The 13,574-nt window shown below is 73.6% G+C and carries 10 protein-coding genes; 5 read left to right on the top strand and 5 right to left on the bottom strand.

The genetic code is table 11. The annotated features are described in order from the left end of the window. Positions 1–12: 12 nt before the first annotated feature. From ACH4F2_RS21955 to ACH4F2_RS21945, 3 genes are read right to left on the bottom strand one after another with little or no spacing between them, the layout of a single operon-like run. Positions 13–1,635 carry a hypothetical protein gene (locus ACH4F2_RS21955; RefSeq protein ID WP_398134394.1) on the bottom strand — a complete coding sequence of 541 codons (1,623 nt, stop codon included), beginning with the start codon at positions 1,633–1,635 and terminating at the stop codon, positions 13–15. Beyond that, complete coding sequence (locus ACH4F2_RS21950; RefSeq protein WP_398134393.1) at positions 1,613–2,371, bottom strand: hypothetical protein; 759 nt, start codon at positions 2,369–2,371, stop codon at positions 1,613–1,615. Before ACH4F2_RS21950 ends, ACH4F2_RS21955 begins: the two co-directional genes overlap by 23 nt. Before the next feature lie 26 nt (positions 2,372–2,397). Further along, complete coding sequence (locus ACH4F2_RS21945) at positions 2,398–2,982, bottom strand: hypothetical protein (protein WP_398134392.1); 585 nt, start codon at positions 2,980–2,982, stop codon at positions 2,398–2,400. A 349-nt stretch (positions 2,983–3,331) separates the two neighbouring features. Here ACH4F2_RS21945 and ACH4F2_RS21940 point away from each other — a divergent pair, with 349 nt between their 5' ends. Next, positions 3,332–4,036, top strand: coding sequence for a 4Fe-4S single cluster domain-containing protein (locus ACH4F2_RS21940; RefSeq protein ID WP_398134391.1), 705 nt, complete (start codon positions 3,332–3,334; stop codon positions 4,034–4,036). Here the strand turns inward: ACH4F2_RS21940 and ACH4F2_RS21935 are convergent. Then, on the bottom strand, positions 4,011–5,297 hold the full coding sequence (locus ACH4F2_RS21935; protein WP_398134390.1) for a macro domain-containing protein: 1,287 nt from the start codon (positions 5,295–5,297) through the stop codon (positions 4,011–4,013). The two genes, ACH4F2_RS21940 and ACH4F2_RS21935, sit on opposite strands and share 26 nt — an antisense overlap. Before the next feature lie 185 nt (positions 5,298–5,482). Between ACH4F2_RS21935 and ACH4F2_RS21930 the strand changes: the two genes are divergently transcribed. Genes ACH4F2_RS21930 through ACH4F2_RS21915 form a run of 4 tightly spaced genes read left to right on the top strand, consistent with a single transcriptional unit; the run spans position 5,483 to position 12,077 of the window. After that, on the top strand, positions 5,483–7,768 hold the full coding sequence (locus tag ACH4F2_RS21930; protein ID WP_398134389.1) for a serine/threonine protein kinase: 2,286 nt from the start codon (positions 5,483–5,485) through the stop codon (positions 7,766–7,768). Positions 7,769–7,825: 57 nt separating this feature from the next. Further along, positions 7,826–9,472, top strand: coding sequence for a hypothetical protein (locus ACH4F2_RS21925; protein ID WP_398134388.1), 1,647 nt, complete (start codon positions 7,826–7,828; stop codon positions 9,470–9,472). A gap of 32 nt (positions 9,473–9,504) precedes the next feature. After that, positions 9,505–11,481, top strand: a complete 1,977-nt coding sequence (locus tag ACH4F2_RS21920) for an AAA family ATPase (protein ID WP_398134387.1) — start codon at positions 9,505–9,507, stop codon at positions 11,479–11,481. Further along, complete coding sequence (locus tag ACH4F2_RS21915; RefSeq protein WP_398134386.1) at positions 11,478–12,077, top strand: FHA domain-containing protein; 600 nt, start codon at positions 11,478–11,480, stop codon at positions 12,075–12,077. The genes ACH4F2_RS21920 and ACH4F2_RS21915 overlap by 4 nt, the downstream gene beginning before the upstream one ends. A gap of 132 nt (positions 12,078–12,209) precedes the next feature. Here the strand turns inward: ACH4F2_RS21915 and ACH4F2_RS21910 are convergent, their stop codons facing one another. After that, positions 12,210–13,529 (bottom strand): radical SAM protein, encoded by a 1,320-nt coding sequence (locus ACH4F2_RS21910; RefSeq protein WP_398134385.1) that lies wholly within the window; start codon positions 13,527–13,529, stop codon positions 12,210–12,212. Positions 13,530–13,574 lie beyond the last annotated feature (45 nt).

Raw genomic sequence — 13,574 nt, 5'->3', positions numbered from 1 at the left:
GCCGTCCAGCGGTCAGTGCCGTCCGGCGGTCGGCAACAGCGGCCAGGTGTCGGCCAGCTTCATGGCCGCCTCCGTCACCGCCGGGTCGCCGGATCCGCTGACCAGGCCGTTCAGATAGGCCGCCGCCGCCGCGTCGTACAGCGCGTGCACGGCGCGGATCCGCTGCTCCGTCGCCTGCCGTCGGTCCTCCCTGCGTGCCTCGGCCGTGTTCTGCGTGGCCCGTGCCCGTTCCGTCGCCGCGACGCTCTCCTCGCGGCGACGCAGGAGTGCGGCGCGGCGTTCCAGCGCCGTCCGGTAGGCGTCGAGGAAGGGGTGTTCGCGGAAGAGCCCGAGGAGGAAGCCGATCCCGCCGGACAGCAGCAGAAGGGCGCAGAACATCGCGGTGACCGTCTGGGGCGCCAGATCCAGGCGGTCGAGCAGGGTGGCGGTCGGTCCCGTGTCCGCGCCGGCGAACCCCTCGGCCTCCGGGGGCAGGTCGGTCTCGCCCTCGCTCTGTGTCACGAACTTGGCACGCAGGACGCCGAAGAGGACGGTCAGCGCCACCCACACCCCGAGCAGGGTGAGGGACGGCAGCCACGAGGCGCGGACGGCTCCGGTCGTGGCACGCCAGCGCAGCATGCGTCCGGCGAGGTGGGGCAGCAGGACCATGACGAACGCCGCGGCCGCCGCCAGTGTGATGGTCTGGGTGTCGGCATCGACGCTGCCCACCCCGTGGAACGGCTGGAAGGCCGCCCAGTAGATGGGCGCCTCCACCAGAACGATCGCCAGGAGCGTCGCCCACGTCATCCAGCCGGGCAGCCCGGGCCGTTTGGCCAGTCCCTCCCACGCGTCGGCGGGGACGTCCCCGACGACGGTCCGCGCCCCGGTGAACGAGGTGCGGGCCGGTGCCGGACCGCCCTCACCGTCACCGTCGGCGGGCCGGGGCGCCTCACCGGTACGGGGCACCGGCTGGAGGATGTCCGGCTCCTCCTCGGAACGGGTCTGCCGCGCCTGGGCGGGGACGGCCGCGGGCGTCTGCGCCTGCCGGCCGTCGCCGTCCCCGTCACCGTCACCGTCACCGCCGTCGGCGCGGCGGGGTGACGGTACGGCGGGGAAGGTCTGCTCCATCCACCGGGCCTCCAGCCGGGCGCGGATGGCGTCGCGGAAGCGGTTCCAGCGGGTGGTGCGCCGGGCGAGGATGTCGAGTTGCTCCTTGGCGGTGGCGATCTGCTCCTCGGCCTCGCGCAGGCGGTGGTCGATCAGCGTGGTGTCCGCAGTGCACTTGGTGACCTCGGACTCCGCGCGGGCGTCCTGGAGCTTCTCCTGTTCCTCGGTGAGCCCGGCCTGTTCACCGATCCGCCCGATGACCCGGTCCCGTACGGAGGCGAGTTCGGCGAAGTAGGGGACGCGGTCCCCGCTCTGCAGCACCCAGGGGTCGAGAACCCCCCGCTTGGCCGCCTTGCCGCCCATGGCGCTCGCGGTCCGCAGCAGCCGCCGCTCGGCCCGGTCGTTGAGGACGGCGGAACCGTCGGACGGCGGTACGGGCACGACGCTGCGGCCGCGGACACCGCTCGGCCGGTCCGCTCTGCGGGGCGTCGGCAGGCTCAGCCGGCCGCGCCGCTGGCGGCGCGGCTCACTGGTATTCGTTGTGGACATCGGCCTTCGCCCTCTCTTCCAGGACCTCCATCCAGAACGTCTCGAACCCCTCGTACTCGCTGGCCCGGTCCCCGTACTTCATGCCGAAGCCGACGGGGTAGACGCCCATTCCGTTGATGGCGGGCAGGCCGCGCTGCTTGACCAGGGAGGAGATGGCCTTGTCCCGCCCCGCCTTCGTCGTGAGATCGGCGTCACCGATCGAGAACTCGGGGTCGGACTGCTCGAAGTCGCTCACCACGAGCAGTTTGGCCTTCGGGCCGTCCGAGGGCATCACCGAGGCGATGCGGTCCAGCGCGCCCCACACGTCGGAGCCCGGACGCTCCTCCTTGGCGCACTTCAGTTCCTTGAGCGCCTCGCCGGCGGCGCGGGCGCGGGCCTGTCGCCGCTGGCTGTCCTGGTCCGTCGTCTCGTCGTGCGGCGGGTCGAGGTCGATCCGGTCCACCTTGCAGGACGAGATCTGGGAGGTGTACGTGATGGGGGCGAAGTCGACGGTGCCGCACTTCTGTTCCTGGAGGAACGGCAGCAGCTCGTCCTTCAGCTTCGCCTCCGCGTCGAACCCGTTCTTCGTCGCGCCCGCCGAGCCCGAACCGTCGACGACCACCCCGCAGGGTGTGGTGAGCGCCTCGGACTGGGAGGTGCAGGACGCCAGGGCGCCGACCAGGGCGGCCGTCGGTATCAGGGCGAGCAGCCGGCCCCCGCGGGGCGGCCGGGGCCGCAGGTGTGCTGAGGAGTGCACGGTGACCTTCCTTGTGGAGGGGGAGCTCATCCCCTGTTGCCTGTTCCGCGCAGCGCGCCGCCCCGGGTGGCCTGGCTGTCGAGGATGGCCAGGGCCTGCGCGACGGCCGCCGGGTCGCCGGCCGCCCCGGGTGGACCGGGTGGACCGGGCGACTCGTACCAGCGGTCGGACAGCAGGCCGTCGTCGACCCGGTGCCAGGTGGTGTCCAGTTCGGTCCGGCCCGGCAGCCAGCCGGTGGGGCGCCGCTCCGGGATCTCGCGCGAGCGGCGGGCACGTATCCAGGCCGCGTCCCAGTAGCAGGCCAGCAGGTGGTTGGCCTCGTCGACGAGGCCCTGGGCGCGGGACCGGCAGACGGTCGCGGAGTTGCGCCAGGTGCCGACCATCTCGCCGTAGCGGGCGAGGGCGGCCGGAGCCGGCGTACCGCGCACCGTGTACTGGGTGACGACCCGGACGGACTCCGCCTGGATCCGTTCGCTCAGTGCGCGGTTGCCGAGCAGCATGCGCGAACGCAACCGGGTGGTGCTGCGGACGACCTGCGCCCGCACGCCCAGCACATAGGGCGGCAGGCCGTCCGTGGAGGGGTGCCGCCCCTCCCCTACGTCCGTCAGCAAGTCCAGGAGTCCCGGTGCGTCGCGTCGGCCGTGGCCGCGGGCGACGGCCGACGAAACGAGTCCGATTCTCAGTCTTCGGGCGGTTCCGCCCGTGCGGCCGGAATTGATCATTGGAGCTACCCCCATTCCCCGCGTGATCTCCGCGGAGACCGTGGCGCGGTGACGGAGAGAGTAGCGGAAACGATCGTCTGTGGAGACGGGAAAACAGAGAGGGAATCGACCATTCCGGCGGCCCTCCGAAAAACAACCGGATTCCGTCCGGGATCCGGCCGGGCAGAGGCGGGAACGCCATTGCGGGCCGGATCCGGAGCCCGACATACTCGCGGTCAGCACCCGAGGAGGAGCGGTCATGGACGTCCGGATCAGCGGGACCCACTTCCCCCTGGAGACACTGGGGCCGGGCAGGCGTCTCGGTGTCTGGTTCCAGGGCTGCTCCCTGGCGTGCGCGGGGTGCATGTCCCGGCACACATGGGATGCCCGAGGGGGGACGCACGTATCCGTTTCCGCGCTGCTGGAGTTGTGGGGGGAGGCGTTGGAAAGGGGTGCGGAGGGGCTCACGGTCAGTGGCGGTGAGCCCCTCCAGCAGCCGGACGCGCTGGCCGGGTTGCTGGCCGGTGCGGCCGGTCTGCGGGACGAGGCGGCGGGCGGCTCCGCGGCCGGCGCCGGGGCCGGGGCGGCCGGGGGGATCGCCACGGCCGACCTGCTGGTGTACACGGGTTACGAGCCGACCGAGTTGACGGAGGCTCAGGCGGCGGCGCTCCGGTACGCCGACGCCGTGGTCACCGGACGGTTCCGGGTGGCCGAGCCGACTGGCCTGGTGTGGCGGGGCTCCGCCAACCAGCGCATCCGGCCGCGCACGCCCCGGGGGGTCGCCCGCTACGCGCCGCACCTGGAGCGGGAGAGCACCGGCGCCCGCCTCCAGGTGGTGGTCGACACCGGGGCCACCGTGGGTCTGCGGCTCTACGGGGTGCCGTCGCGCGGCGAACTGGCGCTGCTGGAAAGGCGGTCGAAGGGAGCGGGCGTGTCGCTCAGCGATCCGAGCTGGCGGCCCTGAGCACGTCGGCGTGGTCCGGTCGGCGCGTCACAAGACGCACCGACCAGGTGGTGTCCTCGCTCAGTTCGCGCCAGACGGCCCACAGCAGCCAGCGGGCGGCGATCAGGGCGGGCAGGCCGCCCCGCCCCGCGCCGATCAGGGGGAAGCAGATGGTGGACAGGGGCAGGGACAGGGCCGCGCGCTCCTTGCGGGCGAGCGCGAACGAGGCCTGCACGGCCTCGGCGAGTGCCGCGGGTGCGACGTGGTAGCGGTCACCGTCTTCCACGGGGGTGGAGACGGCGGCGTGGTGGATGCGTCGTACGCCGTGCGCGGCGAGCGCTCCGGGGGAGGTGGCGACCACGGTGCCGGGCCGCACCGGCAGACCGGCCCGGCCGTGGCCGCGGAGCCAGGTGCTCAGCTCGCGCGGCAGGACGTCGTCGACGATCTCCCCGGCGGCGTTGCGGGTGGCGGCGGCCCTGCGCAGCGCCGCGGAGACGGTCGGGCGGAAGATCTTGGACATCTCGAGGTAGACGTTCTCCGAGGAGACCAGGATGTCAGCGTCCCGTACGAGTTCTATCGGACAGACCCGGATCTCGATGCGGGCCGCCACGTGCCCGGGCACCGGGGCGGCGGGCGGTGGATCGGCGAACAGGAGGGACGCGGCCGCCGTCGGCGCGGTCCACGACGAGGTGTCGCCCGCCGCGCCGCCCGGGGCGTTCCGACCGTTCGGACCACTCTGCTCGTTCGGGTCGTTCCGACCGTTCTGGCTGTTCGAACCGTCCGGGCCGTTCTGGCCGTCCGGGCCGTCCGGGCCGTCCGGGCCGTTCTGGTTGTTCCGGCCGTTCTGGCCCGGCTGACCCGCCGTGACCCTTCGGGCCAACGCCAGGGCGCCGGTCGCCAGTTCGGCGAACACCTCCAGCTCGTGGCTGCGCCGGAACCGCTCGGTGCTCACTCCGTAGACGGCCGCCGCGGCCTTCCTCCGGTCGGCCGCGGGCACTCCGCGCCGGTCGGCGAACAGTCCGAAGGTGTGCGCGGCTGCGCGGGCCAGCGGATCGCACCCCGGTCCATCGTGCAGGGGGCCGCCGCCCGTCAGACGGCGCACGGCCGCCGCCAGCAGCCTTTCGATGCCCTCCAGTTCGTCGTCCTCTCCACCGCACAGCCCGGCCGCGACGGCGGTGTCCCGCAGCGCTTCCCGGGCGCAGTGCCGGAGCCTGGGCAGACCGGGCCGCCTGAGGGCCCTCAGTTCCTCGACGAGAGCGTGGTGCGGGGGAAGGGAGCGCATGCGGTGCATGGTAATCCGGGGGGCGCGCGAGGAGAGCGGTCCGGAGCGCGCATTCTGTGTACGCTGGTACGGTCCCGGGTAATTCCGTGGAACGCGTTCGTACCGGGAATTGTCTTCGGTATTGTCGTGCCACCCCCGCACCCGTCATTGCGGTCGTCCCCGAAGCCGACTTCCCGGAAGGCCGGATGGTGACTGATTTCGTTTCTCCCACGGACGGCGGATTCACCGACGCCGGCCGGACCGAAACCCGCCCCGTACGCGACGACGTGCCGCCGGCGCTGGCCCGGAGATTCGCCCTGGTGAAGCTCATCAGGGCCGCACAACGCCCCAGCCAGGCCGTCGTGCTGCGCGTCCGGGAGGCCGACGCCCAGGCGAGTGACGCGCCGCTGGTGCTGAAGTGGTACCACCGCATGCACGCCCCGGACCCCGCGGTGGGACGGCTGCTGGGCGAGGACCCCGGCCCGCACCTGGAACGGCTCGTCGAGGCGGGCCTCGCAGACGGCCACCCCTACCAGCTGTTCCGGTCGCACGGGGAGACGGACCTGCGGGCCTACCTCGACCAGGACCCCGGCCCCATGCCGCCCGCGAACCTCGAGGCGGTGGCCCGGCAGCTGCACGCCGCGGTGTCCGCGCTGCACGAGCGGGAGATCGTCCACCGCGACGTCACCCCGGACAACATCATGGTCCAGAGCCGCCGCGGGAACGCGCTGGAGCTGGTGCTCGTCGACTACGGGGTCGCCGCGTACCGGCCCGACGAGGACCCGGGACCGCGACGTGCCTGGCGGGGCAAGCCCAAGTACCTCGCGCCCGAGGCCGGCCCCCTCCACCAGACCGTCTCCGAGGCGGGAGACTGGTGGTCGGTCGGCATGATTCTCGCCGAACTCGCCCTGGGTACACACCCCGTGGACTTCTTCAGCGACGAAGCGGTACTCAGGGAGATAGCCACGCACGACCCGGACATCAGCGGCGTCCGCGACGGCCGGACCCGCCGGCTGTGCGAGGGGCTGCTGACCCGCGCCCCGGAGGACCGCTGGGGCGCGGACGAGGTCGCGGCGTGGCTGGCCGGGGAATCACCGCCGGTCCCGGGCCGGACCCGGGGGCAGGCACCCGGTACCCCGCCCCCCTCCGACCTGCGGCCCTTCCATTTCCTCGGCGAGCGGCACGTGGAACCGGAACACCTGGCCCGGGCCCTGGACTGCCATCCGTCCGCCACCGCCGCGATGCTGGCCGACACCGAGGACCGTGCCGCCCTCGTGGAGTGGCTCGGCCAGTTCGAGACCGCCGGCGGACGCAGCCCCGAGGAGCTGCGGCGGCTCACCGCGCTCCGCCGCGAGCTGCGCGAGCCCCCGGGTCCGGAGACCGGCGTCCGGCTGATCACCTGGCTCGGCCCGTACCGCGAGGTCTCCCTGTGGGGCATACCGCTGACCGCCGACGGCATCCGCGCGCTGAGCCGGGGGGCCCGCCGGGGCGACTCCGAGGCTCTCGCCCTGATCCGGCACCTGACGGCGACACCGGAGATCCTGACCGAACTGTCCCGGCGACCCCGCGGGGAAGGCCTGGACGAGGTGCGCGCGGACTGGGGTGCGCTGCGGGACCGCTGGCCGCACCAGGTGCGGGAGGTGCGCCGCAACCCGGACATCGGCGGCCTGGACCGCGTCCGCAGGGCTCTCAGGCGGACCCCCGCCGTGGACGCCCGGCTCCTCGAACTGGCCCGTGAACCCGACCGCGCGGCGGCCCGGCTCGCGGAGGAGGCCGCCGCGGTGCGGGGCCGGCTCGTGGCATCCGTGCCCTGGTTCGACCGGCTCGTGGAGTCCGGCACGGACGTCGAGCCGTCGCGGCTGCTGATGGCGCTGCTGCTCGCCGAGCACGCCGTCCGCGAGGCCGCCGAGCTGCACCGGCGGCATGTGGACGAGGAGGTCCAGCGGCTGATGGACGAGGACGCGGACGGAGTGGTGGCCGTCATGCGGCGCATGGACCGACTGCCCACGCTGGCCTGGGCGCTGTTCGGCGCCACCGTGCTGATGGCGCCCTGGTGCTTCGTGATCGGGCTGGCCGACGCACTCGGCCGCGCCTCCCAGGAGGCGGTCGTCACCGCGTGGGTGCAGACGGTCCCGGCGGCGGCCGCGGTCTTCACCGCGGAGCTGCTGACCGCCGCCTACATCGGGCCGCCCGCGTACCACCCGCACCGGTCGCTGGCCGCGCTGCTGATCCGCACCGCCGACCGGCCCGCCGCGTTCGTGCGCTCCCGCCGGTTCGTGACGGTGCTGCTCGGCGCGGCCGTCCTGGCCGGGGCGGTGACGCTGGGCTTCTACGCGCTCGCCGTCGCCCCGTGGGTATGGCCCCTGGCCAGTGCCGTCCTCCTCGCCGGGTGGAGCGTGCGCCGCTGCCACACCTGGCGCCGGGAACGGCGCGCCCGGCTGGCCCGCCGCCTGGACGTGCGGCGCGGCCGGGTCGCCGCCCGCCGTGTCTGACGGCCCCGTCCGGCACCGACATTCCGATGCAAGTGATCAGAGAACGGGAGGCAGGGGATGAGCGCAGGAGCCGCGCTTCCCACCCTCGACCTGGTGGCACCGGCCGTGGCCTTCCCGGCCCCGGCACCACCGGTCGACCTGTACGCGGTGCCCGACGCCGGTGCGGCACAGGTGGGCGACGCCGCCGCCCAGGCGTCCACCCAGGTGAGCGAGGCCGCCACGCAGGTGTCGGACGCGGTGAGCCACGGGCTGCAGGAGGCGGGCCAGGCCGCCGTGGAGGTACTCGGCACACTCAGCGGCGTCCTGCTCGCCGGCCGTGCCGCGATGCTCACCACCCAGGTCCTCGCCTCGGCCGCCGTCCGGGCGGCCGAGGAACAGCGTTGCCTGGAACGGCAGGAGGCCCTGTCCGCCACCGCCGCCGAGCAGTGGGAGGCGGCCGCGTACGCCGTGGTCCGGGCGAACGCCCGCAGGACCGCGCTGCTGGCCCGGCACGCTCGCGCCGGTGCCCCGTCCGGCGGCGACCAGGGGCCGCCGCGCCCCGACCTGCCTCCGCCACTGGACCCGGTCGGCCGGCCGCTCGGCGCCCTCCGTGCCGATCTGGCGTGCTTCGAGGAGGCCGTACGCCGGGCCGAGGAGACGCAGACGGCCTGGGAGATCAGCCGGCTCACGGACGTGATGGACGACGCGGCCGAGGCCGACGACACCTGGCGGCGCCTGGTCCGGGAGCGTCAGAAGGCCATGCTGGCCCGCCACATGACGCACCGCGAGCCGACCGCGGAGCAGGCCGGTCAGACCCTTGCGGAACCGCCCCGGGCGTCGGCGGACACGGAGCGGGACACCGAGGCCGTCCGCCGGCTGGGCGCGGACATCCTGGCCGCACTGGACCCGCAGGCGGCACCGGCCACCGTCGAGCTGGCCGTCGCGTCGGTGGGGCGGGCCACGCGGCATGCCGGGGAGAACCCGACGCGGGCCCGGCGCCACCTGGGCGAGGCCCGCAGATTCGTGCAGGACGCCAACCGCAGGGCACGGGTCCGCCGGGCCGAGGAGGAGTGGGCCGCCGCACAGCTGGACTTCCTCACCCGCCGCGCCCCCGGGGACGCGGAGCCGCTGCCCGAGGCGCCCGACGCGGAGCGGCCCCTGCGCCGGCTCCTGGCGGACGGGGTGCCGCTCACCCCCGAGGAACGGCGGCTGGTGGAACTGCGGGTCACCGAGCGGTTGACCCACCTCGAAGCCCTGTACGTACGTACCCAGTTGACCGCAGTGTTGGCCGAACTGGCGGCCCGGCACGGAGGACCGGCCGACGCGACGCGTCCCGAGGGGCAGGAACTGCGCCTGGACTGGACCCCGGACGGCTGGGGGCCCGAGCACTGGCTTCGGGCGACCCTGGTCCGCGGCACGCTGCGCATCGCCACGATGTACCGCGGCGGCGGCCCCGGCGAGCGGCGGCCCGAGGACCGGGCGGTGGACGACGCACGGTGCGCGGAGGCCCGCCGCCGGATCGACGAGTTCGCCGTCGTGGCACGCGAGCTGGGGCTGGACCTGGACATGCGCATCGAACGGACCGAGGGCGCGCTGCCGGGCCTGCGCGGCGAGGACGGTGCCGTCGAACTGGACGAGATGCTCGCGACGGGCACCCGGGGCCGCGTACCGGACCACGGGGCAACCGCCCGCAAAGCCCGGACCGTCGGTGACCGGACCCGCTGAGACGGCCGGGGCACCCCCATCGGGAAGGACACATGGACCTGCAGAAGGAAGCCCGGTTCCCGCTCTTCGCGGAGGAGCTGGCGGGCACCCTGAGCGTGCACGCGCAGTACGTGCTGTACGGCAACTTCCGCGACCTGCACCTGGTGCGGATCCGCGACCGCGACCATCCGCTGCCGCTGCTGGGGGTGCTGTGGAACCGGCTGCGGCCGCTGGGCTACCAGGCGCTGCTGCTGTGCGACCAGGTCTCGGGCATCCAGGTGATGCAGGCGGACGACAACGTCCGGGAGGCGGTACTGACGCTCCTGGAGCCGCTGGACTTCCCCGGCACCGGTCCGGCGCAGACCCAGCGCACGGTGGCGCAGCTGAGGGCGATCAGCGAGGGCTGGGGACCGGAGCGGGCCAAGGTGCGCGGCGACCGCGTACTGCCGCCGCTGCGCGTGGCCCTGGTGATCGACCACGCCTCACGGCTGGTGGGCGACGTGAACCGGCTGACCCCCGAGGAACGCGACTTCTTCCTCGCCTGCCTCCAGCTCGCGGGCGAGGCCAAGCCCGTACCGGGCCCGCCGGGAGCCACCGATGACGCGGCCGGAGCGCTGTTCAACCCGCTGATCTGGCTGGCCGACGGCGAACGGGACCTGCCGAACTGGCTGCTCGCGGGCAGCGAGCGGATCCGTACCGTGGCGGTGCCCGAGCCGGACGCCGACGAGCGGCGGCGGATGGCGCGGCAGCTGCGGCGGGAGTACCTGCGCGCCGCACCGTCCTGGCAGGCGGCCGGGGAGCAGGCGGCCGAGGAGGCGGCGGAGGAGGCCGTCGGAGCGTTCGCGCGGGCCGCTTCCGGCATGAACCTCACCGCCATGCAGGAGAGCCTGCGCCTCGCACTCGCCCGGCACCTCCCGTTCGACCGGATGCCGGACGCGGTCCGGATCTACCGGCTCGGCGTGGAGCGCAACCCGTGGAGCCGCGACGAGATCCGCCGGCGCATCCTCAAAGGCGAGGACCCCTCGGACGAACGGGCCATCCCGCGGCGGGTCCTGGGCCAGGAGGCCGCCGTGGCGATGACCCTCGACATCCTGAAGCGGGCCGCGCTGGGGCTCTCCGGCGCGCAGGCCACCAGCCCCGGGCACCGGCCGCGCGGCGTGCTGTTCTTCGCCGGGCCCACCGGCACCGGCAAGACCGAGCTGGCGAAGGCGGTCGCCTCTGTGCTGTTCGACAGCGACCAGGCGTACCTCCGCTTCGACATGAGCGAGTTCTCCGCGGCGCACTCCGCCGACCGCCTGGTCGGGGCGCCGCCCGGCTACGTCGGGTTCGAGGCAGGAGGTGAACTCACCACCGCGGTGCGGGAGAACCCGTTCCGGGTGATCCTCTTCGACGAGATCGAGAAGGCCGACAAGGGTGTCCTCGACAAGTTCCTGCAGGTCCTCGAGGACGGCCGGCTCACCGACGGGCAGGGCGTCACCACGTACTTCAGCGAGTGCGTGCTGATCTTCACCTCCAACCTGGGCGTGCAGCGCACCGACCCGCAGACCCAGGAGTGGCAGCCGCTGGTGGAGCCGGGCACGCCGTACCCGGAGCTGGAGGCCCTGGTCCGCAGGAACATCAAGGAACACTTCGAACGGGTCATCGGAAGGCCGGAGTTGATGAACCGGCTGGGCGGGAACGTCGTGGTGTTCGACTTCATCTCCGCTCAGGTGGCCGAGCAGATCTTCGACCTCCAGGTCGGCAACGTCCGGCGGCAGCTGGCCGCCGGGCACGGCATCGTGCTGGAACTGACCGACGAGGCGCGCGAGGTACTGCTCGGCCACTGCACGCAGGACCCCTGGAAGGGCGGGCGGGGCATCGGCATGGTCCTGGAGACCCACCTGATCAACCCGCTGGCCCGCGCCCTGTTCGCCAAGCCCCATCTGGTCCCGGGGGCGGTGGCGCTGGTCTCGGACGTCAGGCAGGACGAGACCGGGCGGGTGGAGATCGCGGTCGACTTCAAGAACGGCGCGGAGGACGGGGCGCGATGACGGTGCCGGACGCCGGGTTCGACGACGACGCGCGAGGGCCCGAGGACGACGGGCTGGCCCTGGTCCCGCGGTCCGGTCTGCGCCCGCGCGGGGGTGGCACCGCGACCCCCGTGACGCCACCCGCCGCCGCGCCACGCCTCGTCCCGTGTCCGCACTGCGGCGCCCGGCTTCCGGCCGGCACGGCCTCGTGTCCGGCGTGCCTGTCGCCGCTCCGGAGCGGCCCGGCGCCGGCGGGCGCCCCGCGGGGGCCGTCCAGGACCGCGGCGCTGCGGCTGGTGTTCCGCGGCGCCGGGAGTCATCTCGAGGTGCCGCCCGGCGGGGAACTGCGCCTCGGGCGGGACCCTGTCTGGGCCCCGGAGGCGGCCGGGCTCCTCGCCGGGGAATCGACGGTGTCGGCCCGGCACGCCGGCGTCGCCCACGGCGAGGACGGCACTGTCTCGCTGACGGAGGTCCCGCAGGGCGCCACCAACGGCGTGCGGGTCAACGACCGGGTCCTGGCTCCGGGCCGGACGGAACGCCTGGTGGACGGCGACCGGGTGTGGCTCGGCCCGCTGGTCAGCTTCACGGTGCGCCTCCCGGGACAGCCGTCCTGCTGAGCGCCGTGGGCGCGACCGCCGCCCCCGCGCGGACCCGCCTGCGGAGCCGGTCCCCGCAGGAGTCCTGCGGGGGCCGGGCGGCCGGCTCGTCCCACCTCGCGGCTCGCACGTCACGTGCGCTCGTGCGGCGGCTCACACCTCGACGGGCTCGTCCTCCGGCAGGCTGTCCATGAAGGAGCTGACCGAGAAGACCGCGCGGCCGGCGCCGGGCAGGCCGTAGCCGGGGGGCGAGGACAGGCCGAACTCGTCCATCGTGGCGCGGTAGGCCTCCAGCAGCCGGATGTGGTACTCCAGCGGCGCGCCCTGCGGGTTGGCCTTGCCGAGCGGGGTGGTGGGCTCGGGGCACCAGGTGGTGAAGCGGGGCGTGATGCCGTGCGACATGAAGAAGCGCAGGCCCTCGGTGGTGGAGGCGATGGCCTCGTCGACCGTCTTGAAGCCGAAGGGCTCGGCCATCTCCACGCCCGCGACGAAGTTCGGGATGACGTTGCGCGCGCCGAAGACCTCGGTGGAGTCGAGGATGCGCTTGTGCCACTCGTCGCGGCCGACGTAGCGCTCCTTGCCGGGGCAGTACATCTTGAACAGGTACTCGTCCCACACCTCGTAGTTGGGGTGGTAGATCTGGACGCCGTAGTCCTTGAAGCGCTGGACGTCGTCCTTGGGCAGGGCCTGGGCGACGACCTTGCCGATCCAGCGGCCGGGGAAGTGCTCCTCGATGGCCTTGGCGTAGCGCCCGTAGAAGTCCGCCTCGTCCAGGCCCTGGACCTTCGAGGTGATCGCGCCGCCGGTGAGGGTGTACGCGGTGGACGTCTTGGCCGTGTCGTACGTGTTGATGATGTCCAGCGCTTCGAGGACCTCGTCGACGTCCTTCACGCCCGTGTACGGGCGGCCCGCCGCCTTGTGCTGGCGCCAGTTGTGATTGATGTCGCAGTACTGGCACTCCTCCTTGGCGCCGAAGTACTGGCAGACCCGGAAGGCGGTCAGGTAGATCAGGTAGCCCCACTGGATGGTCGGGGCGACCTCCATGACCGACTTCCCGTTGGCGAGCTTGTGCCGGTAGTACTCCGGCATGGGCGGCACGCCGACGTCCGAGATGCGCTTGCCGTCGAGGTAGAGGCCGAGCTGGCCCTGCTCGTCGGCCGCCACGCGGTACGGGGAGGACGGGTTCACGCGGACCGAGACGACGGTGCGGCGCAGGTCGTAGGGGCCGCCGGTGAGGATGATCTCCTCGGGCGGGCGGCGCAGCGCGGCCTCCCCCAGCTCGGGCAGGGTGCCGTGGTCGAAGGAGAAGATGAAGTACGACTTCGGCTTCACCTCGCCGTCTTCGTTGTCGCTCAGCGCGGAGGGGTCGAAGGCCACCCCGCCGCGGAGCAGGTCCTCCTTGAAGACGGCTTCCCGCGGTACGTGCGGAAAGCGCTCCATCAGATCCTCGACCAGCGCGGTACGGCTGCCCATCCCGTGTCTCCTCCCGGCTCAGGCGTTCGACTTCTCACGGTATGC

The organism is Streptomyces sp. NPDC017890 (assembly GCF_044328675.1).
In the GTDB taxonomy this organism is placed as follows: Bacteria; Actinomycetota; Actinomycetes; order Streptomycetales; family Streptomycetaceae; genus Streptomyces.
The sequence above is the reverse complement of the archived record's forward strand: the minus strand, read 5'-3'. Positions and strand labels throughout refer to the sequence as shown.